The 24,111-nt window shown below is 70.4% G+C and carries 12 protein-coding genes and 2 rRNA genes; 3 read left to right on the top strand and 11 right to left on the bottom strand.

What is annotated here, in order from left to right; genetic code table 11:
- Positions 1-423 precede the first annotated feature (423 nt).
- Complete coding sequence (locus LHJ74_RS11730) at positions 424-5,136, top strand: Lhr family ATP-dependent helicase (RefSeq protein WP_260217896.1); 4,713 nt, start codon at positions 424-426, stop codon at positions 5,134-5,136.
- 70 nt (positions 5,137-5,206) lie between these two features.
- Entirely contained in the window at positions 5,207-6,010 is an 804-nt protein-coding gene (locus LHJ74_RS11725; RefSeq protein ID WP_260217895.1) for a DNA-formamidopyrimidine glycosylase family protein, read from the top strand.
- A 76-nt stretch (positions 6,011-6,086) separates the two neighbouring features.
- Here LHJ74_RS11725 and LHJ74_RS11720 read toward each other — a convergent pair whose 3' ends face one another.
- From LHJ74_RS11720 to LHJ74_RS11685, 8 genes are all read right to left on the bottom strand, one after another.
- Positions 6,087-6,479, bottom strand: coding sequence for a helix-turn-helix domain-containing protein (locus LHJ74_RS11720; protein WP_260218220.1), 393 nt, complete (start codon positions 6,477-6,479; stop codon positions 6,087-6,089).
- 144 nt (positions 6,480-6,623) lie between these two features.
- Positions 6,624-7,160 (bottom strand): CinA family protein, encoded by a 537-nt coding sequence (locus LHJ74_RS11715; RefSeq protein WP_260217894.1) that lies wholly within the window; start codon positions 7,158-7,160, stop codon positions 6,624-6,626.
- Positions 7,157-7,795, bottom strand: coding sequence for a CDP-diacylglycerol--glycerol-3-phosphate 3-phosphatidyltransferase (gene pgsA / locus LHJ74_RS11710; protein ID WP_260217893.1), 639 nt, complete (start codon positions 7,793-7,795; stop codon positions 7,157-7,159). Before pgsA ends, LHJ74_RS11715 begins: the two co-directional genes overlap by 4 nt.
- Positions 7,792-9,330, bottom strand: a complete 1,539-nt coding sequence (rimO, locus tag LHJ74_RS11705) for a 30S ribosomal protein S12 methylthiotransferase RimO (RefSeq protein WP_260217892.1) — start codon at positions 9,328-9,330, stop codon at positions 7,792-7,794. The genes pgsA and rimO overlap by 4 nt, the downstream gene beginning before the upstream one ends.
- A gap of 111 nt (positions 9,331-9,441) precedes the next feature.
- On the bottom strand, positions 9,442-10,248 hold the full coding sequence (locus LHJ74_RS11700) for a helix-turn-helix domain-containing protein (RefSeq protein ID WP_260217891.1): 807 nt from the start codon (positions 10,246-10,248) through the stop codon (positions 9,442-9,444).
- Between the two features lie 189 nt (positions 10,249-10,437).
- Positions 10,438-13,194: a DNA translocase FtsK gene (locus tag LHJ74_RS11695; RefSeq protein WP_260217890.1), complete on the bottom strand. Its 2,757-nt coding sequence runs from the start codon at positions 13,192-13,194 to the stop codon at positions 10,438-10,440.
- A gap of 128 nt (positions 13,195-13,322) precedes the next feature.
- The gene (locus LHJ74_RS11690; RefSeq protein ID WP_260217889.1) at positions 13,323-14,003 is read right to left on the bottom strand and encodes a response regulator; all 681 of its coding nucleotides are present in this window, start codon (positions 14,001-14,003) and stop codon (positions 13,323-13,325) included.
- Between the two features lie 254 nt (positions 14,004-14,257).
- Positions 14,258-19,927 carry a HAMP domain-containing protein gene (locus LHJ74_RS11685; protein WP_260217888.1) on the bottom strand — a complete coding sequence of 1,890 codons (5,670 nt, stop codon included), beginning with the start codon at positions 19,925-19,927 and terminating at the stop codon, positions 14,258-14,260.
- 382 nt (positions 19,928-20,309) lie between these two features.
- Between LHJ74_RS11685 and LHJ74_RS11680 the strand changes: the two genes are divergently transcribed.
- On the top strand, positions 20,310-22,940 hold the full coding sequence (locus LHJ74_RS11680; RefSeq protein WP_260218219.1) for a SpoIIE family protein phosphatase: 2,631 nt from the start codon (positions 20,310-20,312) through the stop codon (positions 22,938-22,940).
- Positions 22,941-23,012: 72 nt separating this feature from the next.
- Here LHJ74_RS11680 and LHJ74_RS11675 read toward each other — a convergent pair whose 3' ends face one another.
- The 3 genes from LHJ74_RS11675 to LHJ74_RS11665 form a co-directional block, all read right to left on the bottom strand.
- Positions 23,013-23,699 carry a DegT/DnrJ/EryC1/StrS family aminotransferase gene (locus LHJ74_RS11675; protein ID WP_260217887.1) on the bottom strand — a complete coding sequence of 229 codons (687 nt, stop codon included), beginning with the start codon at positions 23,697-23,699 and terminating at the stop codon, positions 23,013-23,015.
- A 96-nt stretch (positions 23,700-23,795) separates the two neighbouring features.
- Positions 23,796-23,912 (bottom strand): 5S ribosomal RNA (rrf, locus tag LHJ74_RS11670).
- 104 nt (positions 23,913-24,016) lie between these two features.
- A 23S ribosomal RNA gene (locus LHJ74_RS11665) occupies positions 24,017-24,111 on the bottom strand; the annotation flags it as partial.

Here is a 24,111-nt window from a genome sequence, read left to right as displayed (position 1 = left end):
CCGCTCCGCGCCCACGGCTCCGACCGGACTCCCCTCAGCGGACCCGAGGGCCCTGCGGGCGCCTCCCGAGCCGTCCCGGCCCCGCTACAGCGCCGAGCGGCTCAACCAGACAGCAGCCCACCGCCGTGATCCCGATGGCTCTCCCGAACCGCTGTCGAACTCATGCGCCATTCTTCCGCACACCCTCCGTGTCCGCCCGGTGCTCCGTGGTCAGCGCGCCCTCGGTGTACGCCGCGCGGCCCACAGTGCGCGGCCGTGGAACAGCAGGACCGCCCGGCGGCGTCCAGTCCCAGGCGCCGGCACCGTGCCCACTCCCCGGTCGCCGTCGCCCCCTTCTCGGCGTTGCGTCAGCCAGTGGCAGGCCACGACCACCGGGACCTGAGTATCAGCATCAATGTCAGTGGCGGGGTGCACGATAGGGGCATGGCTGAGGAAAAGGGCGCCGCAGCCCTGGGCATGTTCTCCCCCGCGACCCGTGCGTGGTTCTCGGGTGCCTTCCACGCGCCCACCTCCGCGCAGGAGGGCGCCTGGCGGGCGCTCGCAGCGGAGTCGGACGCCCTGGTCGTCGCGCCGACGGGCTCCGGCAAGACCCTCGCCGCCTTCCTGGCCTCGCTGGACCAACTCGCCTCAGCACCGCCCCCCGCCGACCCGCTCGCCCGCTGCCGCGTTCTGTACGTGTCGCCGATGAAGGCGCTGGGCTCCGATGTGGAGCGGAATCTGCGCAGCCCGCTCACCGGCATCCGGCAGGAGTCGGTGCGGCTCGGTCTGCCGGAGCCGGACATCCGGGTCGCCATCCGCTCCGGAGACACCCCGGCCAGCGAGCGGCGCTCGATCGCCCGGCGTCCGCCGGACATCCTGATCACCACTCCCGAGTCGCTGTTCCTGATGCTCACGTCATCCGCGCGGCAGGCCCTGGCGGGCGTGGAGACAGTGATCCTTGACGAGGTCCACGCCGTCGCCGGGACGAAGCGCGGCGCGCACCTCGCCCTCTCCCTGGAGCGGCTGGACGAACTGCTGCCGCGCCCCGCCCGCCGGATCGGCCTTTCGGCCACGGTGCGTCCGGTCGACGAAGTCGCGCGCTTCCTCTCCCCGCAGCGGAAGGCGACGATCGTGCAGCCGCCCTCGGGCAAGAGGTTCGATCTGTCGGTCGTCGTGCCGGTGGAGGACATGGGTGAGCTGGGAGGCTCCCCCGCCCGGGATTCCGGTGCCCCGGGGGAGCCTGGCGCAAAACCCTCGATCTGGCCCTCGGTCGAGGAGCGGATCGCCGATCTCGTGCAGGCCCACCGCTCCACGATCGTCTTCGCCAACTCCCGGCGCCTCGCGGAGCGGCTCTGCAACAGACTCAACGAGATCGCGTACGAGCGGGCGACGGGCGAGCCGTTGCCCGAGCACCACTCCCCCGCCGAACTCATGGCCGAGTCCGGCGCCGCGAAGGGCGCGCCGCCGGTCCTCGCCCGCGCCCACCACGGGTCGGTCTCCAAGGAGCAGCGCACCCAGGTGGAGGAGGAGCTCAAGGCAGGCCGCCTGCCATCCGTGGTGGCCACCTCCAGCCTGGAGCTCGGCATCGACATGGGTGCGGTGGATCTGGTCATCCAGGTCGAGTCACCGCCCTCCGTCGCCTCCGGTCTGCAGCGGGTGGGCCGTGCCGGGCACCAGGTCGGAGCCGTCTCGGCCGGGGTGGTCTTCCCCAAGTACCGAGGCGACCTGGTGCAGGCCGCCGTGGTCACCGAGCGGATGCGCGAGGGTGCGATCGAGTCCCTGCGCATCCCGGCCAACCCTTTGGACGTCCTCGCGCAGCAGCTGGTCGCCATGACCGCCATGGACACCTGGGACGTCGAGGAGCTGCTCACCCTCGTCCGCCGTGCCGCTCCCTTCTCCGCACTGCCGGAGTCCGCGTACTCGGCGGTGCTGGACATGCTCGCGGGCCGCTATCCCTCCGACGCCTTCGCCGAGCTGCGTCCGCGCGTCGTCTGGGACCGCGTCGCGCAGACGGTCAGCGCGCGGCCCGGCGCGCAGCGGCTGGCGGTCACCTCCGGGGGCACCATCCCGGACCGCGGCCTGTTCGGCGTCTTCCTCGCGGGAGCCGACGCGAAGGCCGGCGCCCGCCGGGTGGGCGAGCTGGACGAGGAGATGGTCTACGAGTCGCGGGTGGGCGACGTCTTCACCCTGGGCACCACCTCATGGCGGATCGAGGACATCACGCGGGACCGCGTCCTGGTCACCCCCGCCCCCGGGGTGCCCGGCAGGCTGCCCTTCTGGAAGGGCGACCAGCTGGGCCGGCCGCTGGAGCTGGGGCGCGCGCTCGGGGCCTTCCTGCGGCAGGTCGGCGCCCTCACTCCGGAGGCCGCCCGTACCCGCCTCACCGCCGCGGGGCTGGATGAACTGGCCGTCGGCAACGTCCTGTCCTATCTGGAGGAGCAGCGCGCCGCCTGCGGTCATGTCCCCGACGACCGCACGATCGTCGTGGAGCGCTTCCGGGACGAGATGGGCGACTGGCGGGTGGTCGTCCACTCGCCCTTCGGCGCCCAGGTGCACGCCCCGTGGGCACTTGCCCTGGGCGCCCGGCTGACGGAGCGCTACGGGATGGACGCTCAGGTCATGCACGCCGACGACGGCATCGTGCTGCGGCTTCCGGACGCCGGGATGGCGGGTCTCGGGCTGGACTTCGACCCCGGAGGCGCCCCCCTCCCCGAGCCGTCCGGCGATGACGCCGGATACGACACGGCGGCCGACGCGGAGGTGGCACCGGTAGGCATGGCCGACGTCCTCTTCGACAAGGGCGAGGTCGACGGCATCGTGACGGACCAGGTCGGCGGCTCGGCGCTGTTCGCCGCCCGCTTCCGGGAGTGCGCAGCGCGTGCGCTGCTCCTCCCGCGCCGCTCCCCGGGTAAGCGCACCCCGCTGTGGCAGCAGCGCCAGCGCGCCGCCCAGCTGCTCCAGGTGACCAGTGAGTTCGGTTCCTTCCCCATCATCCTGGAGGCGGTCCGGGAGTGCCTCCAGGACGTCTTCGACGTCCCCGGGCTGACGGAGCTGATGGGAGACATCGAGGCCCGCCGCGTGCGCCTGGTCGAGGTCACCACGACGGAGCCGTCCCCGTTCGCCCGGTCCCTGCTGTTCGGCTATGTGGCGCAGTATCTGTACGAGGGCGACTCACCGCTGGCGGAGCGCCGTGCCGCCGCGCTCTCCCTCGACTCCCGGCTGCTGGCGGAGCTGCTGGGCCAGGCCGAGCTGCGCGAACTGCTGGACCCGGAGGTGCTGGCCCAGCTGGAGAGCGAGCTGCAGTGGCGCACCGAGGAGCGCCGGGTCAAGGACATCGAGGGTGTCGCCGATCTGCTGCGCGTGCTTGGCCCGCTGACCTCCGCGGAGCTGACCGAGCGCGGTGCGGAGCCGGGCTGGGCGTCGGAGCTGGCGGATGCCCGCCGCGCCCTCCGCGTGCGCATCGCCGGTGAGGACCACTGGGCCGTCATCGAGGACGCCGGGCGCCTGCGCGACGCGCTGGGTGCCGCGCTGCCGGTCGGTGTGCCGGAAGCCTTCACCGAGCCGGTGGCCGACCCGCTGGGCGACCTCCTGGGCCGGTACGCCCGCACTCACGGCCCCTTCACCTCGGCGGCGGCCGCCAAGCGCTTCGGCCTCGGTACGGCGGTCGCGGACGGCACGCTGCACCGGCTCGCCGCCGCGGGCCGCCTGGTGCAGGGCGAGTTCCATCCGTCCGGAATCAGCCAGGAGTGGTGCGACGCCACTGTCCTGCGCCGGTTGCGCCGCCGCTCGCTGGCCGCGCTGCGCCAGGAGCTGGAGCCGGTGCCCCCCGCCGCGCTCGCCGCGTTCCTGCCACGCTGGCAGCATGTGGACACCGGCAGCCTGACGGGGGTCGACGGGCTGCTGCGTGCGATCGAGCAGCTGCAAGGAGCGCCGGTGCCGGCCTCCGCGCTGGAGAAGCTGGTGCTGCCCAGCCGCGTACGGCACTACTCACCGGAAATGCTGGACCAGCTCACCGTCTCCGGCGAGGTGGTCTGGGCCGGGGCAGGTTCGCTGCCAGGCAAGGACGGCTGGGTGTCGCTGCATCCGGCCGACTCGGCGCCGCTGCTGCTCCCGCCGCCGCTGCCGCTCGAGATCTCCCCGCTGCACCAGTCCGTCCTGGACGCCCTGCGCGGCGGATACGGCCTCTTCTTCCGCCAGATCGCCGACCAGGTGCGCGCCGCACATCCCCAGTGCACGGAGCCGCAGCTCGCCGACGCCGTCTGGGAGCTGGCCTGGTCGGGCCGGTTGACCAATGACACGGTGGCGCCGCTGCGTGCGCTGCTCGGCTCGGGCCGGACTGCGGGCTCCACCGCGCACCGCGCCAAGCGTGCGGTGCCACGCGGCCGGTACGGTTCGCTGACGGGCGCGGCACGGCCCACCGCCTCCCGGAACGGCCCGCCCACCGTGGCCGGCCGCTGGTCTCTGCTCCCGGCTTCCGAGCCCGATCCCACGCACCGCGCGCACGCACTGGCCCGTACCCTGCTCGACCGGCACGGCGTGGTCACGCGGGGTGCGGTCGTCGCCGAAGGGGTGGTGGGCGGGTTCGCGGCCGCCTACCGGGTACTGGCCGCCTTCGAGGAAAGCGGCAAGGCCCGGCGCGGCTATGTGGTCGAAGGACTGGGCGCGGCCCAGTTCGCGATGGACGGAGCGGTGGACCGGCTGCGGGCGGTGAGTCAGGCGAGGGAGCGCGGCGCGCCGGCCTATCCGGGCGGGGAGAGCGCGGCGGGCCGGCCCGTGGTCATGGCCGCGGCCGATCCGGCGAACGCCTTCGGCGCCGCGCTTCCCTGGCCCGAGCCGCCCCCGGGTGCGACACACAAACCCGGCCGCAAAGCGGGCTCGGTGGTGGTCCTGGCCGATGGTGAGCTGGTCCTCTATCTGGAGCGTGGCGGCAAGACCCTGCTGGCCTGGCCCGGTGATGGAGAGGCCGGACCGGAGGAGGACGCAGGCGTGCTGCGCGCGGCCGCTGACGCGCTCGGGCGGGCGGCGCAGGCCGGCACGCTGGGCGCACTGACCGTGGAGCGGGTGAACGGCGCTCCCGCCCTGTCGTCCCCGCTGGGCGCCGAGCTGGAGGCGGCGGGCTTCCACGCCACGCCACGCGGCCTGCGCGTCCGCGCCTGACCGAAGTGGCCGGGTGGCCGGGCCGCCGGGTGGCTCCCGCTGCACCGTCCGGTGCCGCATCATGGAATGCATGCCCGAAGGAGACACGGTGTGGCGGACGGCGCACCGGCTGCACGCCGTACTGGCGGACGCGGTGCTGACCCGCAGCGATCTGCGGGTGCCGAAGCTCGCCACCTCCGACCTCACCGGACGCCGCGTCCTCGCCGTCATCCCACGCGGCAAGCACCTGCTCACCCGCGTCGAGGGAGAGCTGACCCTCCACTCCCATCTGGGCATGGAGGGGTCCTGGCGCGTCCATGCCTCCGGCGAGCGCGGCCGCGGCGGCCCGTCCCACCAGGTGCGCGCCATCCTGGGCACCGAGGCGCACACGGCGGTCGGCCTCCGGCTGCGGGTGCTCGAACTGTTGCGCACCCCGGATGAGGACCGAGCCGTCGGGCATCTCGGCCCCGACCTGCTGGGCGCCGACTGGGACGGAGCGGAGGCCGTACGGAGGCTGCTGGCCGACCCGGCCCGTCCCCTCGGCGAAGCCCTGCTGGACCAGCGCAACCTCGCGGGGATCGGCAATGTCTACCGCTCCGAGCTCTGCTTTCTGGCCCGGGTTCCGCCCTGGACGCCCGTCGGCGAGATGCCCTCCCCGGAGCGGCTGGCCGCGCGGCTGGTCACACTGGCTCAGCGGCTGCTGGAAGCCAACAAGGCCCGCGCCGGCCGCAGCACCACGGGTGAGCTGCACCGCGACCGGCTGCTGTGGGTGTACGGGCGCGGACACCGCCCCTGTCGCCGCTGCGGCACCGCCGTACGGGCCGCCGAGCTCGGTCCGGCGGGCGAGAAGCGGATCACCTACTGGTGCCCGCGCTGCCAGCCTGCCTCCGGCTGACATCGCCCCGCACCAGAGAGACCCCGCCCAGGCGTCGTGCCGGACGGGGTCTCATCAGGTCAGGTATTCGGCTGGCTCAGGCGGCGACGACGTCCACCGCTTCGCTCGGCGTCTTGATCGTGACGCGCTCCTCGGGAACCCCTGTGACTGATGTCACGGGAGTCATCCGCTCGATCGGGTTCAGCATCGGACGCATCGGCCCAGGCACCGTATCCCTCGCCGCGGACTCGGCCAGCTCAGCGAGCGCCAGTTCGTCACTGACCTCGCGCATGACCTCTGACATCCGCACTTCCAGCGCGTCGCAGATCGAGGAGAGCAGCTCCGAGGAGGCTTCCTTCTGGCCGCGCTCGACCTCGGACAGATAGCCGAGCGACACCCGTGCCGACGAAGAGACTTCGCGCAGGGTACGCCCCTGGCGTTGGCGCTGCCGACGCAGCACGTCACCCAACAGGCGACGGAGCAGAATCATCGGTGCTCCTCCCTCTACAACGCGCGGCGTCTTCTGCGTGCCCCGATACTGCGTGGTCTGCGGCTGGGCCGGGTGACCCGCATCCTTCATGCTCCACCGTACAGCCTCAGGCACTGCCCGTGCGGGGAGCGATGTCGTGTTCACTCAGGGCTGCAAACATCCATTCTCCCCGTGTTGTTCCGTATCATTTGCCCGCGCGTTGCCGAGGAGTTCGTCCCGCAGCAAGGCGAGCACGGCCTTGACCGTCTCTTCCCGGATGCCCGCCCGGTCGCCGTTCAACCTCAGTCCGCGTGACGACGCCGGACGATCACCGGGGCCGGCCACCGCGATGAACACCGTCCCCACGGGCCGGCCGTCCTGCGGCTGCGGTCCGGCCACTCCCGTCGTGGCGAGGCCCCAGTCGGCACCCAGTGCGCCGCGTACGCCCCCCGCCATCTGGCGCGCGACCCCTTCGTCCACCGCGCCCCTGGCATGCAGCAGCGCGCCGTCCACGCCGAGCAGCTCCCGTTTGAGCTCGCTCGCGTAGGCGGTCACCGAACCGCGGAAGACCCGCGAGGCGCCGGGCACCTCGGTGAGCCGTGCCGCCACGAGCCCGCCGGTGAGTGATTCGGCCACCGCGAGCGTCTCCCCCCGGTCCGTGAGCAGCTCCAGTACCCGTGTGGCGAACGCGTCCTCGCTCACGACTGCTCCGCCGTACGGCCGGCCTTCCGCAGCACGATGGCCTGCCGTACGTAGTCCAGGCCGGTGCCCAGCGTCAGCACCACCGCCAGGCCCATCACCCACCAGCGGAGCGAGGCCAGCGGTCCGGTCAGTGCCAGCACGTACATGCCCACCGCGATGCCCTGGGCGAGCGTCTTCATCTTGCCGCCCCGGCTGGCCGGGATGACGCCCAGCCGGATCACCCAGAAACGCATCAGCGTGATCCCGAGCTCCCGCGCGAGGATCACTCCGGTCACCCACCAGGCGAGGTCGCCCAGCGAGGAGAGGCAGATCAGCGCGGCGCCCATGATCGCCTTGTCGGCGATCGGGTCGGCCAGCTTCCCGAAGTCGGTGATGAGGTTGTTGCGCCGCGCCAGCTCGCCGTCGAACAGGTCGGTGATCATGGCGACCGTGAAGGCGGCCCAGGCGAAGGAACGCCACGCGGGATCGTGCCCGCCCTCAGCGAGCATGAGCGCCACGAAGCACGGCACCAGCAGCAGCCGCACCATCGTCAGGATGTTGGCGATGTTCCACAGGCTCACCTGCGGTGCCCCGGCGGGGGCCTTCTGCTTGGCCACCGGACCGCCACCGGCCGCAGAGGCCGGCGCTCCGCTCATCTGGCCGCCTCCTCACTCCCGGTGCCGAACGGCGCGGCGACGAGGTCCACTCCCTCGGATGCCATCACCCTCGCCTCGACAATACTTCCGACCACCCACTCCGGGGAGCCCGTGCCGGTGAGCCGCACCTGCCCGTCCGTCTCGGGGGCCTGGTGGGCTCCCCGGCCCAGCGGCCCTTCGCCCTCGGCGTCCGTCCCCTCCTCCGCGCCGGTCGACTCCATCAGCACCCGTACGACCTCGCCGATACGCTCCTCGGCGCGCTGCGCGGTCAGCTCTTCGGCGAGTCGCGACATCCTCTCCAGCCGCTCGGCCACCGCCTCAGGTGCGTTCTTCCCGTCATAGCCGGCCGCCTCCGTGCCGTCCTCGTCCGAGTACCCGAAGACGCCGATCGCGTCCAGTCGCGCCGCGCTGAGGAAGCGCTCCAGCTCCGCCACGTCCGCCTCGGTCTCGCCCGGGAAGCCCACGATGAAGTTGGACCGGACACCGGCGTGCGGCGCCTTGACCCGGATCGACTCCAGTAGCGCGAGAAAGCTGTCCGTGTCGCCGAACCGGCGCATCGCGCGCAGCACGCCGGGCGCGGAGTGCTGGAAGGAAAGATCGAAGTACGGCGCCACCTTGTCCGTGCCGGTCAGGACCTCGATCAGCCCCGGCCGCATCTCGGCGGGCTGCAGATAGCTGACGCGCACCCGCTCTATTCCGTCGACCGAGGCCAGTTCGGGCAGCAGCGTCTCCAGCAGCCGGACGTCACCCAGGTCCTTGCCGTAGGAGGTGTTGTTCTCCGAGACCAGCATGATCTCGGAGACGCCCTGCTCGGCGAGCCAGCGGGTCTCGCCCAGCACGTCGGAGGGGCGGCGGGAGATGAAGGAACCGCGGAAGGAGGGGATGGCGCAGAAGGTGCAGCGGCGGTCGCAGCCGGATGCGAGCTTCACGGAAGCGACCGGGCTGTGGCCGATCCGCCGCCGCAGCGGTGCCCGCGGCCCGGAGACGGGGGCGACACCCTCGGGCAGGTCCGCGGGGGCCACGTCGGCTCCGCCCTCCGCGACTCCCGCACCCGCCGGCTCGGCACCGTGGCCCGGCAGTGCCACGGCGGCCCCGGCACCCTGCCGTGCGGCGGGGCTGACGGGGAGCAGTTTACGCCGGTCGCGCGGGGTGTGCGGCGCGTGCACGCCGCCGGAGAGGATGGTGTTGAGCCGGTCGGAGATGTGCGAGTAGTCGTCGAAACCCAGCACGCCGTCGGCCTCGGGCAGCGCTTGGGCCAGCTCCTTGCCGTACCGTTCCGCCATGCAGCCGACGGCCACCACGGCCTGGGTTCTGCCGTGCTCCTTCAGGTCGTTGGCCTCGAGCAGCGCGTCGACCGAATCCTTCTTGGCGGCCTCGACGAAACCGCAGGTGTTGACCACGGCGACATCGGCTGCGGCTGCGTCCTCGACGAGATCCCAGCCGTCGGCGGCCAAACGGCCGGCGAGTTCCTCGGAGTCCACCTCATTGCGGGCACATCCGAGCGTGACAAGGGCGACGGTACGCGGTTCGGGCATGGGTTCAGCCTACGTTGTCCCACGCCGCCGCCCGCCCGGAGGAGGCACACGCCGCCCAGGCGGCGGGCCCAGGCGGGTGCCGCGAACGCGGTCGGCGGCTTCCGGAGAAGGTCAGCCCTGCTCCGGGTCGCCCCGCGTGTAGCTGACCCGCTCCACGTTGTCTACCTCGCCGAGCCGCTCGACCTCCTTGCCGTTGACCCAGAGCTTGACCGCTCCGGCGTTGCCGAGCACCAGGTCGAGCCGCTTGTCGTCGGTGAACGTCTTGGTCGCGCCCTCCCTCAGCTGCCCCTCGAAGACCAGCTTGCCGCTGTGGTCGAGGGCGGAGACCCAGCTGTTGCCTCCGTCCGCCTCCATCCGGACCGTGACCTTGTCGGCGGGCACGCCCGCGACGGCGCTCTCGGAGGGGTCGGGCTTGGGGTCGGCGGGCTTCGACTGCTCGGGATCGGGCTTCTCGGTGGCCGGGCTGCTGGACGCCGCGTCCTCGGCGACCTTCGTACCGGAATCGTTGTCCTCGCCGTTGAACAGCGTGAAACCCACGAAGCCCACCACCGCGACGATTGCCGCGACCATGGCCGCCGTCCAGTTCGGCCGGCGGGGCTCGGACCGGATCCGCTCGGCCTCGAAGAGGGTGGCCGCAGGAGTGGGCTCGGGACGCCCCCCGTGCTCCGCATCGAACTGCTCGACGAGTACGTCGGCATCGAGCCCGACCGCGCGTGCGAGCGTGCGGATGTGGCCGCGGGCGTAGACATCTCCACCGCACCGCGAGAAGTCGTCTGCTTCGATCCCGTGCACGATGGGGACGCGGACGCGGGTCGACGTACTGACCTCGTCCACGGTCAGGCGGGCGTCGATCCGGGCCTTCTGGAGGGCTCGACCGACCGAGGGCCGGTCCTCTTCGGGGGAGTTGCCGATGGACACGGGAGCGCCTTTCGAGCGTGCAGCCACCTGCTGGAGGTTCAGTCTAGGGGGGTAGCAAAAGGGTGGGGCAACCGGGCGGACGAACTTTGTCCGCCATCAGGATTGCCATACCGACTGACAGTGAGACATCCATCCCTCCCGCTTATCCAGTTGACGTGACGACAGGCAGAACGGTTGCCCGATTCACCCTTACGGCTCAGTCTCCCCTCGGATCACGGCAAGCACGCCATCCAGTTCGTCCGGTTTGATCAGCACGTCCCGCGCCTTGGATCCCTCACTCGGACCGACAACCGCGCGTGACTCCATCAGATCCATCAGCCGCCCCGCCTTCGCGAAGCCGACCCGCAGTTTGCGCTGGAGCATGGAGGTGGAGCCGAACTGGGTCGAGACGACGAGTTCGGCCGCCTGGCACAGCAGATCCAGATCGTCGCCGATCTCCTCGTCGATCTCCTTCTTCTTCGTCTGACCGACAGTGACGTCCTGCCGGAAGACCGGCGCCATCTGCGCCTTGCAGTGGTCGACGACCCCGCCGACCTCCTCCTCGGAGACATAGGCCCCCTGCATCCGGACCGGCTTGTTCGCCCCCATGGGCAGGAACAGGCCGTCCCCCTTGCCGATCAGCTTCTCGGCACCGGGCTGGTCCAGGATGACCCGGCTGTCGGCGAGGGAGGAGGTGGAGAAGGCGAGCCGCGAGGGCACGTTCGCCTTGATCAGGCCGGTGACGACATCGACGGACGGCCGCTGCGTCGCCAGCACGAGATGGATGCCCGCAGCCCGTGCCAGCTGGGTGATCCGGACGATCGCGTCCTCGACATCACGGGGTGCCACCATCATGAGATCCGCCAGCTCGTCCACGATGACCAGCAGATACGGGTACGGCGACAGCTCTCGCTCGCTGCCCTCCGGAGTCCGGGCCTTGCCGCTGCGCACGGCGGCGTTGAAGTCGTCGATGTGCCGGTAGCCGAACGCCGCGAGGTCGTCGTAGCGCAGGTCCATCTCGCGGACCACCCACTGGAGCGCCTCGGCCGCCCGCTTGGGATTGGTGATGATCGGCGTGATCAGGTGCGGGATGCCCTCGTAGGCGGTCAGCTCCACCCGCTTGGGGTCGACGAGCACCATCCGCACGTCCTCCGGGGTGGCGCGCGCCATGACCGAGGTGATCAGACAGTTGATGCAGGACGACTTGCCCGACCCGGTCGCACCGGCGACCAGCAGGTGCGGCATCTTCGTCAGGTCGGTGGAGACATAACCACCCTCCACGTCCTTGCCGAGCCCGACCAGCAAGGGGTGGTCGTCGCCCCCCGCCTCGGCCGAACGCAGCACGTCGCCGAGGTTGACCATCTCCCGGTCGCTGTTCGGAATCTCGATTCCGACGGCTGACTTGCCGGGGATGGGGCTGATGATCCGGATGTCCGGGCTCGCCACCGCATAGGCGATGTTCTTGGCCAGCGCGGTGATCTTCTCCACCTTGACGGCGGGGCCGAGCTCGATCTCGTAGCGGGTCACGGTGGGGCCACGGGTGAATCCGGTGACCGCGGCGTCGACCTTGAACTCACCGAAGACGGTGGTCAGCGAAGCGACGACCTGGTCGTTGGCGGCGCTCCTGGTCCGCCCCGGGCCGCCGCGCTCCAGCAGGTCCAGCGAGGGCAGCGCGTAGCTGATGTCACCGGCGAGCTGGAGCTGCTCCGCACGCGACGGGAGCGGCTCCGCCGGCGGGCCCGCGGACGCCTTGGTGAGGTCGGGTACCGGCGTCGGGGTCCGCTCCGTCAGCTCGTCGTCGCCGCGTGCGCCGGGCACGGTCACACCGCCGGATTTCTCCTTCCTCCGGCGTTCCGCCGAGACCCCGCTGGTGAGGTCCGCGACCAGCGGCGAGGGCTGCACACCGTGCAGCACCGCACCGTCCAGCGAGGCCGCAGCCGCTGCGGCCACGTCCACCGCGTCCGGTTCGCGCCCCTGGCTGCGCCTGCGCGAGCGGCGGTTCGCCAGCGCCTCCCGCTCCGCGCGCTCGGGGCCGGGGTCGAGATCAGGATCGGGGTCGGCTCGGGCTCCGTACCTCTTGCGCATGCTGTGCCGGCGGCGGGGGTACGCGCCCTCGTCCTCGCTCCCCTCCTCGCCGTCCGTGTCGGCGGCACCGTGCGCATCCGCGTACGGACCGTCGTAGAACTCCTGCGACGGCGCAGTCAGCACACCGAGGCGTACGAGGAGCCCGCGCAGCCGCTGAGGGATGGCATTGACCGGGGTCGCTGTGACGACCAGCAGCCCGAAGACCGTGAGCAGGGCCAGCAGCGGCACCGCCAGCACCTCACCGACCGTGAAGGTCAACGGCGCGGAGAAACCCCAGCCGATGAGCCCGCCCGCGTCGCGTATCGGCTCGGTGCCCTCGTCACGACCGGGCGCGCCACAGGCGAGGTGCACCAGCCCGAGCACGCCGATGACCAGAGCCGACAGTCCGATGATGATCCGCCCGTTGGCCTCCGGTTTCTCGGGGTGCAGGAGCAGCCGTACGGCCATTCCGCCGAGCAGGACCGGAACCAGCAGGTCGAGTCGTCCGAAAGTGCCGGTGACCAGCATCTCGACGAGTTCCCCGACGGGACCGCGCAGATTGGACCAGGTGCCCGCCCCGACGACCAGCGACAGACCCAGCAGGAGCAGGGCGATGCCGTCCTTGCGATGCGCCGGGTCCAGCCCCCGGGCACCCCGGCCTATCCCGCGGAACATCGCGCCGAGCGCGTGCGCCGTACCGAGCCAGCAGGCACGCGCCAGCCGGTACACGCCGTTCGTCGGTGAGGGTGCGGGCTTGGGGGCGGGCTTTCCCACCGGCTTCTTCGCGGCGGCCTTCTTCGCCGGTGCCTTCTTGGGCGCGGCCTTCTTGGCCGGGGCCTTCTTGGCCACGGCCTTCTTCGCGGGCGCCTTCTTGGCCGCCTTGCCGGGCGTTCGTGAGGCCATGTGCTGAGATTACCGAAGTTGTTTCCCGGGGGCACGGACGACCAGCGTGACAGCTGGGCCCAGCGGCGCCCGTGACGCACCCTCAGCGAGCTCGCGAGGGTGACTCCCCCGCAGCTGCTTCGTTCCGGTCAGTTCTGGGACGGGAGTTGCGCCGCCGAACCGTCCGCACCCGGCTCCAGCGCGTCAAGTGCCCTGCGCAGGCCGGTGAGTTTGCGCTCCAGATGCGCGGCAGTGGCCACCGCCGCAGCGTCCGTTGAGTCGTTCAGATGCTTGGAGAGGGCCTCAGCCTGCTCCTCCACCGCCGCCAGCCGCGCGGACAGTTCAGCGAGCAGCCCGGCAGGCTCGCTTCCCGCGGCCACCTCCGGCTGTCTGCTTCCCTCCAGCTGCAGCCGCAGCAGCGAAGCCTGCTCGCGCAGCTGGACGTTCTTCATGTACAGCTCGACGAAGACGGACACCTTCGCGCGCAGCACCCAGGGATCGAACGGCTTGGAGATGTAATCCACCGCACCCGCCGCATAGCCGCGGAAGGTGTGATGCGGACCGTGGTTGATGGCCGTGAGAAAGATGATGGGGATGTCGCGAGTCCGCTCGCGGCGCTTGATGTGCGCAGCGGTCTCGAATCCATCCATACCCGGCATCTGCACATCCAGCAGAATCACCGCGAAATCATCCGTCAACAGCGCCTTGAGCGCTTCCTCCCCTGACGATGCCCGCACCAGCGTCTGATCGAGCGCCGAGAGGATGGCCTCCAGCGCCAGCAGATTCTCCGGCCGGTCATCGACCAGGAGGATCTTGGCCTTCTGCACCATGGCCCGTCCTCCTCGCCCCGGCGGCCCACCGGACGCCGCCCCTGGGAGCGGCTCCGGAACGCCGCCGCCCGTCCTTGTGCCGGTCATGGTAGCCGCACCCAGCGGTCCACCACACCCTGTCACCGAAATGTCACTGTGCACACAGAAAAAACGCCCCGGGACACCGGATCGTTCCCGGTATCCTACGTTTTCACACGCGCCCGACCACACTGCGTCGCCGGGCCCGTTTCTTGAGACATCCTCACCGTTTCACATCAACGCGCCTCCATCCACTGCCCCATGACGGACAGCAGGTGATCAGTGTCCACCGGTTTGGCGACGTAGTCGGAGGCTCCGGACTCGATGCTCTTCTCCCGGTCGCCCTTCATCGCCTTCGCCGTCAGTGCGATGATCGGCAGCCCGGCGAACTGCGGCATCCGCCGGATCGCCGCCGTCGTGGCATAGCCGTCCATCTCCGGCATCATGATGTCCATCAGCACCACGGCGGCGTCGTCGTGCTGCTCCAGCACCTCGATGCCCTCCCGGCCGTTCTCGGCGTAGAGCACCTGCAGGCCGTTCTGCTCCAGCACGCTGGTGAGCGCGAAGACGTTGCGGATGTCGTCGTCGACAATCAGCACCTTCTGGCCGGTGAAGTCGGCCCGCGGCCCGGGACGCACCAGATCCTGGCCGTTGTTGCGCCACTCCTCACCTTCCTGGTGCGAAGCGTGCGTGGCCTCCTCGTCGGCTTCCGCCTGCCGGCCGTCCTCCGCTTCCGCACCGCCCGCCGGCGTACCCGGCTCGGCCGGGCGCTGTTCCAGCTGGCGCTGCTCGGACAACCGTCCGGGCCGCTGCCCGGACGCCGCGGCACGCTCACGGCGGCGCCGTACGAGCGAGCTGGCCGCACGGCCCGCGTCCGAGGACGCCGCGTCCAGTGCGGTCGGGCCGGGCCTGGGCGGGTCGCTGTCCGTCGCGCCGGGCTCCAGGGCCGCGCGGCCCTGCAGGGCTTCGGGGGAAGCACCTGACGGCCCGGAGACGGCCGGCGGGCCGTACTCTGCGGTCGCCGCGGCCAGGGTGCCCGCGTCGAGCGGCAGATATCCCTGCGGCGGCAGCTCGGCCGGCTGGAGCGGCAGGTAGAGGGTGAAGGTGGAGCCACGCCCCGGCTCGCTGGCCGCGTGGATCTCACCGCCGAGGAGCCGGGCGATCTCCCGGCTGATCGACAGGCCCAGGCCGGTGCCGCCGTACTTCCGGCTGGTGGTGCCGTCGGCCTGCTTGAACGCCTCGAAGATCACCCGCATCTTGCTCGCGGCGATCCCGATGCCGGTGTCGGTCACCGAGAAGGCGATCAGGTCGGCGTCGGCGTCCCGCAGCGAACCGTGTTCGAGCATCTGCTCGCGGATGTAGTCGGGCACGGTGTCGCCCGACGACCGGATGACCAGTTCGACGGCGCCCGAGTCGGTGAACTTCACCGCGTTGGCCAGCAGGTTGCGCAGGACCTGCAGCAGCCGCTGCTCGTCGGTGTGCAGGGTGGCGGGAAGCTCGGGCGAGACCCGCACCGAGAAGTCGAGCCCCTTCTCCGCAGTCAGCGGGCGGAAGGTGGCTTCCACGTAGTCCACGAGCTGGACGAGCGCGATCCGCGTCGGGCTGACATCCATCTTGCCCGCCTCCACCTTGGACAGGTCGAGAATGTCGTTGATCAGCTGGAGCAGGTCCGATCCGGCACCGTGGATGGTCTCGGCGAACTCCACCTGCTTCGGGGAGAGGTTCCCCTCCGCGTTGTCCGCGAGCAGCTTGGCGAGAATGAGCAGCGAGTTGAGCGGGGTCCGCAGCTCGTGCGACATGTTCGCCAGGAACTCCGACTTGTAGCGCATCGAGACCGACAGCTGCTCGGCACGCTCCTCGAGCACCTGCCGGGCCTCCTCGATCTCCCGGCTCTTGATCTCGATCTCGCTGTTGGTCTGGGCGAGCTGCTCGGCCTTCTCCGCCAGCTGTGCGTTGGACTCCTGGAGGGCCTTCTGCCGGTTCTCCAGCTCCCCCGAGCGCTCCTTCAGCTGCTTGGTCAGCTCCTGCGACTGCCGCAGCAGCACCTCGGTCTTGGTGTTGACGCTGATGGTGTTGACACTGGTCGCGATGACCTCGGCGATCTGGGTCAGGAAATCCTTCTGGATCTGCGTGAAGGGCTGGAAGGCGGCCAGCTCGATCACGCCGAGCACGGTGCCCTCGAAAATCACCGGCAGCACGATGACATGTGCCGGCGGCGCCTCGCCCAGCCCGGAGGAGATCTTGAGGTAGCCGGGCGGCGTGTTCTCCACCAGGATCGTCCGCTTCTCCTCCGCCGCGGTGCCGACCAGGGACTCGCCGGGCCCGAAGACCGTGGGCATGTTGCCCTGGACGCAACCGTAGCGGCCGACCAGCCGGAGCTCGTACGAGCAGCTTCCGGCCTCACCCGCTCCGACCACGCCGACCACGCCGCCCTCACCCGCGTCTCCGCCGACCGGAGTGGCGACGAAGAACGCGCCGTGCTGGGCCGCGATGACCGGAGTCAGCTCGCTCATGATCAGCCCGGCCACGTCCGAGAGCTCACGGCGGCCCTGCATCAACGCGGAGATGCGGGCGAGGTTGCTCTTGAGCCAGTCCTGTTCCTTGTTGGCGAGGGTGGTCTCGCGCAGGTTGGTGATCATGGAGTTGATGTGACCCTGGAGCGCCAGGATCTCGCCGACCGCGTCCACATCGATATGCACGTTGTGGTCGCCCCGGGTCACCGCTGTGGCGACGTCCGCGATGGCGCGCACCTGACGGGTGAGGTTGCCCGCCATCTCGTTCACGGACTCCGTGAGGTCCTTCCACGTCCCGGCCACGTCACGGACCCGTGCCTGGCCGCCCAGGATGCCCTCCGTGCCCACCTCGCGGGCGACACGCGTCACCTGCTCGGCGAACGACGACAGCTGGTCGACCATCGTGTTGATCGTCGTCTTCAGCTCCAGAATCTCACCGCTGGCCTCGATGTCGATCTTCTTGGTCAGGTCGCCCTTGGCGATGGCGGTCGTCACCTGCGCGATGTTGCGGACCTGGCCCGTCAGGTTCGACGCCATCGAGTTCACGGACTCGGTGAGGTCCTTCCAGGTGCCCGCGACACCCGCCACCCGTGCCTGACCGCCAAGGACGCCGTCCGTGCCCACCTCACGGGCGACCCGGGTGACCTGCTCCGCGAAGGACGAGAGGGTCATCACCATGGTGTTGACGGTGTCGGCGAGCTGGGCGACCTCGCCGCTGGCCTTCACCGTGACCTTCTTGGTGAGGTCGCCGTTCGCGACCGCTCCCGCGACCTGCGAGATGTTACGGACCTGGCCCGTCAGGTTGTTCGCCATCAGGTTGACGTTGTCGGTGAGGTCCTTCCAGATGCCCGACACGTCCCGCACCCGTGCCTGGCCGCCCAGGATGCCCTCCGTGCCCACCTCGCGGGCGACGCGCGTCACCTGCTCGGCGAACGACGACAGCTGGTCCACCATGGTGTTGACCGTGGTCACCAGCGCGAGGATCTCGCCCTTGGCGTCGACGGTGATCTTCTTCGACAGGTCGCCCTGGGCCACCGCCGTCGTCACCTCGGCGATGTTGCGGACCTGCGAGGTCAGGTTGTTCGCCATGCCGTTCACGGACTGCGTGAGGTCCCGCCACGTACCGGCGAGGCCCTTGACCTCGGCCTGGCCGCCGAGGATGCCCTCGGTACCGACCTCCCGGGCCACCCGCGTGACCTGCTCCGCGAACGAGGACAACTGGTCGACCATCGTGTTGATCGTCGTCTTGAGCTCCAGGATCTCACCCCGGGCGTCCACGCCGATCTTCTGCGACAGATCACCGCGGGCCACCGCGGTGGCCACCTGCGAGATGTTGCGCACCTGGCCGGTGAGGTTGTCGGCCATGCCGTTCACGGAGTCGGTGAGCTCCCGCCAGACACCGGCAACTCCCGGTACCTGGGCCTGACCGCCCAGGCGCCCCTCCGTACCTACCTCGCGGGCCATCCTGGTGACCTGGTCCGCGAAGGCGGAGAGCTGGTCGACCATGGTGTTGATGGTGCTCTTGAGCTCCAGGATCTCGCCCCGCGCGTCGACCTGGATCTTCTGGGAGAGGTCACCGCGCGCCACCGCCGTGGTGACCTGGGCGATCTGCCGCACCTGGTCGGTGAGGTTGCCGGCCATCGAGTTGACCGAGTCCGTCAGGTCCTTCCAGGTGCCCGCAGCGCCCGGCACCTCGGCCTGGCCGCCCAGCCGTCCCTCCGTACCGACGTCCCGCGCCATGCGCGTGACCTGCTCGGCGAAGGCGGAGAGCTGATCGACCATGGTGTTCACGGTGTTCTTCAGCTTGAGCATCTCGCCCGAGACATCGACGGTGACCTTCTGCGACAGGTCGCCGTTCGCCACCGCCGTCGTCACCTGCGCGATGTTGCGCACCTGTCCGGTGAGGTTGCGGAAGGCGGTGTTGACCGAATCGGTCAGGTCCTTCCAGGTGCCCGCCGCACCCGGCACCTCGGCCTGACCGCCCAGCTCGCCCTCGACGCCGATCTCCCTGGCCACCCGGGTGACCTCGTCGCCGAACGAGCGCAGCTGGTCCACCATCTTGTTGACGGTGTTCTTCAGCTCCTGCATCTCACCGGAGACATCGACGGTGACCTTCTGCGACAGGTCGCCGTTCGCCACCGCCGTCGTCACCTGCGCGATGTCCCGCACCTGCGCAGTGAGATTCCGGAAGGCGCTGTTGACCGAATCGGTCAGATCCTTCCAGATTCCGCCGGCACCGGGCACCTGCGCCTGACCACCGAGCACGCCCTCCGTACCGACCTCGCTCGCCGCTCGGGTGACCTCGTCGGCGAACGTACGCAGCGTCTCGGTCATCGCGTTGATCGTCTCGGCGAGCTGGGCGACCTCGCCGCGGGCGTTGACCGTGATCTTCTGTGACAGATCGCCGTTCGCGACGGCCGTCGTGACCTGGGCGATCTCCCGCACCTGCGAGGTGAGATTCCCGGCCATGGTGTTGACGGAGTCGGTCAGGTCCTTCCACACCCCGGCGACACCCTGCACTCTCGCCTGGCCGCCCAGCTCCCCCTTGGTGCCCACCTCACGGGCGACCCGGGTGACCTCGGACTGGAAGGACGACAACTGGTCGACCATGGTGTTCACGGTGTTCTTCAGTTCGAGCATCTCGCCCGAGACGTGCACCGTGACCTTGCGGGAGAGATCACCCTTGGCCACGGCGGTCGTCACCAGGGCGATGTCCCGCACCTGAGCGGTCAGCCGGGACGCCATCGTGTTGACCGAATCCGTCAGGTCCTTCCACGAACCGGACATCCCGCGCAGCTTCGCCTGGCCGCCCAGCTTCCCTTCCGTGCCCACCTCGCTCGCGACCCGGGTGACCTCGTCGGTGAACGTCGACAGCTGATCAACCAGCCCGTTGACGGTGCGCCCGACCTTGAGGAACTCCCCTCGCAGCGGGTGCGCCGCCCCGTCGGCGGCCTGTGCACGCAGATCCATCCGCTGCTCGAGATCGCCGTCCGCGACCGCCGACAGCACCCGGCCAACCTCGGAGACCGGCCGTACCAGGTCGTCGACCAGCGCATTCGATCCGTCGATGGCTGCGGCCCAGGATCCCTCGCAGGCTCCGGTCTCCAGCCGCTCGGTAAGCTTGCCGTCCCGGCCGACGACCCTGCGGACCCGGGCCAGCTCATTCGTCAGATGGAGATTGCGGTCCGCCACCTCGTTGAAAACCGCGGCGATCTCCGACATCGGTCCTTCACCGGTGACGGTCAGCCGTTTACGGAAATTACCGTCCCGCATGGCTGTGAGCGCGGTCAACAACTTGTTGACCGACGCCACATCGATTTCGACCGTCCCGTCCTTCCGGGAGCGTCCGCCCTTCGCGCGCGTGTTCGTACGCGCTGCTGCGCCAGACTCCACCGTTTCCCTCCCGTAGGGTCGACCGCCTAGTACGGGCCGTGCTTCGCACTCTGCCCCAGTGTTTCACCCCGGCGGAAGCAGGCGATAACAGTTCGGCAGCATGGCACACCAGGCTCCCATCCGGTCGCGTAGCGAAAACACCGGTAACCGGCACCCGCTCACCCTGGGAACGTAAGTAACCTGGCATCCGGCTGTCCATTCGCCCCGGTACGCGGGGACGGGGCGGTGGTGTGAGCACAACGGCAACGGAGGGGCGCCGGGAATGCACGAGCAGAGCGCCGAGCGAGCGGGGCAGACGGCGGCGATCGGCGCCCAGCGCGCACCCGTACGCACGGGCACACCCGCGGCTACGGGCAGCGAACAGACATTCTTGGGGAGACCAGTGATCACCGCACGGGCCGCAGCCACCTTCGAGCCGGTCGGGCGATCCGTCGCGACCGCCCGCGGCTTCGTACGCGACACCCTCCAAGGCTGGGGGCTGGGCGACATCATCGACGACTCCGTCGTGCTGACCAGCGAACTGGTCACCAACGCCGTCGTCCATGCGGGCACCGCCGCGGAAGTGCTGTGCCTGCGGAACACCGACGGAGTGCGCATCGAGGTCGTCGACCGCTATCCGGAGCGGGAACTGCCACTGCACGACGCCGGGCAGCCACCCGGCAGCCCCGACCGCGAGGGCGGCCGCGGCCTGCTCCTCTGCGCGGCGCTGGCCACCCGCTGGGGCGTCGACTACACGGCGTCCGACAAGCGCGTCTGGTTCCAGCTCTCCCTGCCCGACCGCCCCGTCGGCACCCGCTCCGCCGGTCCCGCCGTACCGGATGCCGCGCTCCCCGTCGCCGCCACCCGCGTACACGTCGCCGTCGTACAGGTGGACAGCGGCGGCACCGTCGCCGCGTGGAACGACGACGCCCAGTCCCTCTTCGGCTACGCCGCGGAACAGGTCGTCGGCAAGCCGCTGACCGACCTCGCCGCCTGGCCGCACACCCCCGGCACCGGCACCGGCATCGCCGAGGCCCTCCAGCTCTCCCGCTGGGAGGGCTCCTACGGCGTACGGGGCGCGGACGGCCGGACCATCCCCGTCTACGCCTCCCACCTCCGGGTCCGCGACAGCGGCGGAGAACCCTCCACCGTCTGCCTGCTCGTCCCCGACCACGAGCGCGCCGTACTGCAGACCCCGCCCCGCAGCCCGGCCCCCGACGCCGCGAGCGGCTACGACGGCCAGGAGCACCGGGCCGCCGACCCCTTCGAGGTCTTCATCGGCTCCCCCGCCCCTGACGACCTGGACGGGCTGCTGCAGCGTACGGTCGAGCGCGCCCGCGACATGCTCGACGGCGACGCCGCCTATCTGCTGCTGGCCACCGACGATGAGACGGAGCTGGAGGTGCGCGCCTCCACGGGCCTGCCCTCCGCACGCCAGCGGTTCGCCCGGGTGCCCGTCGAGCTGAGCAGCGGCCGGTACGGCTCGGCCCGGATGCCCTCCGTGCACGAAGACCTCAGCGTCGTGCCCGGTGCCGTCCCGCTGCTGACCGAGACGGGCATGCGCTCGGTGGTGACCGTCCCGCTCAAGGTCGAGGGCCGGCTCACCGGCTCCCTCGGTGTGGCCACCGAAGCTCCGTCGCGCTACACGAACGAGGAAGCGCTGCGTCTTCAGTTCGCCGCCGACCGCATCGCCCTGGCAGTCGAGCGTGCGCGGCTCACCGAACTGGAGCGGCTGCGCCGCGGCTCGCTCTCCTTCCTCGTCGAAGCCTCCGATCTGCTCGCGGGAACCCTGGACCGGGACCAGACCCTGGCCCTGATGGCACAGATGACCGTACCGACGCTCGCCACCTGGTGCGCCGTGTACACCGTTGCCGACCAAGGTTCTGATCCCACGCTCTCGTACGTTCTGCACGAGGACGAGGAGCGCATCGACAGCCTCAAGGCGCTGCTGGGCAGGATCGACCCGCCGGACCCGGTGCCCGCCCCGGGCGCCAGAGTCTGGAGCGCACCGACCGACGCGGCGCAGTCGGCCGTCCTGCGCACCACGCCCCACGACGTCGCAAGGGCAGCGGGCGAGCTCCCGCTCCCGCCCAGCTCCAACTACACCACCGCGGCGGCGGTCGGCGGCGAGACCGTCGTCCTGCCCCTGGTCGCCCGTAACCGGGTGATCGGCATGCTGACGCTCGGCAAGCCCACCGACGAACGCTTCCGCCAGGAGATCCTGGAGTTGGCCGAGGACCTCTCCCGCCGTGCGGCTCTCGCCCTCGACAACGCACGCCTCTACTCCGAACGCACGGCCATCAGCCAGTCCCTGCAGCGGAGTCTGCTGCCGCCGGAGTTGCCGCTCGTACCGGGTGTCGAGGTCGAGGTCATCTATCGCGCGGCCGGCGAGGGCAACGAAGTCGGCGGAGATTTCTACGACTTGTTCGAAATCCGTGACGGCGTGTACGGATTCGCCATCGGAGACGTGTGCGGCACCGGTCCGGAGGCCGCCGCGGTCACCGGACTCGCCCGGCACGCCTTGCGGCTGCTGGCCCGCGAGGGATTCGGCGGCCCCGCGGTACTCGAACGCCTCAACGCCGCGATCCTCGACGAGGGCGCCCGCAGCCGCTTCCTGACCCTGCTGTACGGAGAGTTGTGGCCGCAGCCGGGCGGCGGCGCCGAACTCAAGGTCGTCTGCGCGGGGCACCCGCTGCCCCTGCGGCTGCGTCCGGACGGCAGTGTCGAACCAGCTGCCGAACCTCAGCCGTTGCTGGGTGTCATGGACGACTTGGAGCTGTACGAGCAGCGGGTGATGCTCGACCCCGGGGATGTCCTGCTGTGCGTTACCGACGGCGTCACGGAGCGGCGCGAGGGCATTCGCATGCTCGGCGACGACGGCCTCGTCGACGCGCTCACCACCTGCACAGGCCTCACAGCGGGTGCGGTCGCCGCCCGCATCATGCGCACAGTCGAACGCTTCGCCAGTGACGCGCCGTCGGACGACATGGCCATCCTCGCCATGCGTGTCCCAGCCGTGGGGATTCCCGCCTGAACGGCCCCTAGAGGCACGAAGGGCTTCCACCGTGCGGTGGAAGCCCCGAGCTGAGGCGGAGCCACGCCGCGATCAGCAGGCCGGTTCCAGCAGCAGCCCGCCCAGCGCGTTGCACGCGGAGGCCATCCGCTGGAGCTCGCGCTGCGTCATGGACGCGTCGATCGGCAGTGCCAGGCACTCGTCCGCCGCCCGCTCGGCCTCCGGCAGCCGCACTCCCGCACGGAAATCCGGCATCCAGTGGACGGGGATCTTCACAGGCACCCAGCACCGCACGCCTTTGGCCCGCAACGCGTGCTTGAAGGCATCACGGTCCGGGCGCCCGTTGCCCGGCACCCGCACCACGTACTCGCTGTAGGTGTGGGCCGCGCCCTCAGCAACGGAAGGCACGATGACGCCCGTGAGCCGCGAGCCGAGGTACGCCGCATAGCGTCGGCGACGCGCGGTCTCCAATGTCTGTCCCACGGCCGGCGCGCCGAACTCGACCGTCCGTACCCCGAAACGCTCCGCCAGCTCTCCCAGCCGGACCGTGTCCGCGGTATGACCGAAGAGGTGTACGGGCGCGAGCGCCGCTGTCCGGTCGGTCACCGCAGCCGCAGCAGCCGCCGGATCGAGGCAGAAACTGCGCGGATCGATGTCGGCAATCACCGGCCTGCCACCCACGGCACGCACGGCCTCGGCCACTTCGCCCCCGCCATAGGCGGGCACAACAACCTCGTCACCGGCACCGATGCCAGCGTCCCTCAACTGTGTTGTCGCCATGCAGCGGATACTGACGGCGGCACGTGAACTCCCGGTGACGCCACGCAAAAAAGCCGGGTTCCCTGAAATGAATTCAGGGAACCCGGCTCAAAAACTGTTCGGCGGCGTCCTACTCTCCCACACACTCCCGCATGCAGTACCATCGGCGCAACAAGGCTTAGCTTCCGGGTTCGGAATGTAACCGGGCGTTTCCCTCACACTATGACCACCGAAACACAACGAAACACACACACCAGCAGCACCACACCCCAACAAAAAGAGCATGTGCCAGCACAGTTTGCTGTTTCAGAACAACACAGTGGACGCGAGCAGAATCTATGGTCAAGCCCTCGGCCTATTAGTACCGGTCAACTCCACCCCTCACGAGGCTTCCATATCCGGCCTATCAACCCGGTCATCTACCGGGAGCCTT

This window comes from Streptomyces gossypii (genome assembly GCF_025165795.1).
In the GTDB taxonomy this organism is placed as follows: domain Bacteria; phylum Actinomycetota; class Actinomycetes; order Streptomycetales; family Streptomycetaceae; genus Streptomyces; species Streptomyces gossypii.
The sequence above is the reverse complement of the archived record's forward strand: the minus strand, read 5'-3'. Positions and strand labels throughout refer to the sequence as shown.

Bases quoted from the DNA above. Each gene is read 5' to 3' on its own strand.
- LHJ74_RS11695 (WP_260217890.1), bottom strand. From the start codon at position 13,194: ATGGCCTCACGAACGCCCGGCAAGGCGGCCAAGAAGGCGCCCGCGAAG.
- LHJ74_RS11720 (WP_260218220.1), bottom strand. From the start codon at position 6,479: ATGATTCTGCTCCGTCGCCTGTTGGGTGACGTGCTGCGTCGGCAGCGC.
- LHJ74_RS11725 (WP_260217895.1), top strand. From the start codon at position 5,207: ATGCCCGAAGGAGACACGGTGTGGCGGACGGCGCACCGGCTGCACGCC.
- LHJ74_RS11675 (WP_260217887.1), bottom strand. From the start codon at position 23,699: ATGGCGACAACACAGTTGAGGGACGCTGGCATCGGTGCCGGTGACGAG.
- LHJ74_RS11690 (WP_260217889.1), bottom strand. From the start codon at position 14,003: ATGGTGCAGAAGGCCAAGATCCTCCTGGTCGATGACCGGCCGGAGAAT.
- pgsA (WP_260217893.1), bottom strand. From the start codon at position 7,795: ATGAGCGGAGCGCCGGCCTCTGCGGCCGGTGGCGGTCCGGTGGCCAAG.
- LHJ74_RS11730 (WP_260217896.1), top strand. From the start codon at position 424: ATGGCTGAGGAAAAGGGCGCCGCAGCCCTGGGCATGTTCTCCCCCGCG.
- rimO (WP_260217892.1), bottom strand. From the start codon at position 9,330: ATGCCCGAACCGCGTACCGTCGCCCTTGTCACGCTCGGATGTGCCCGC.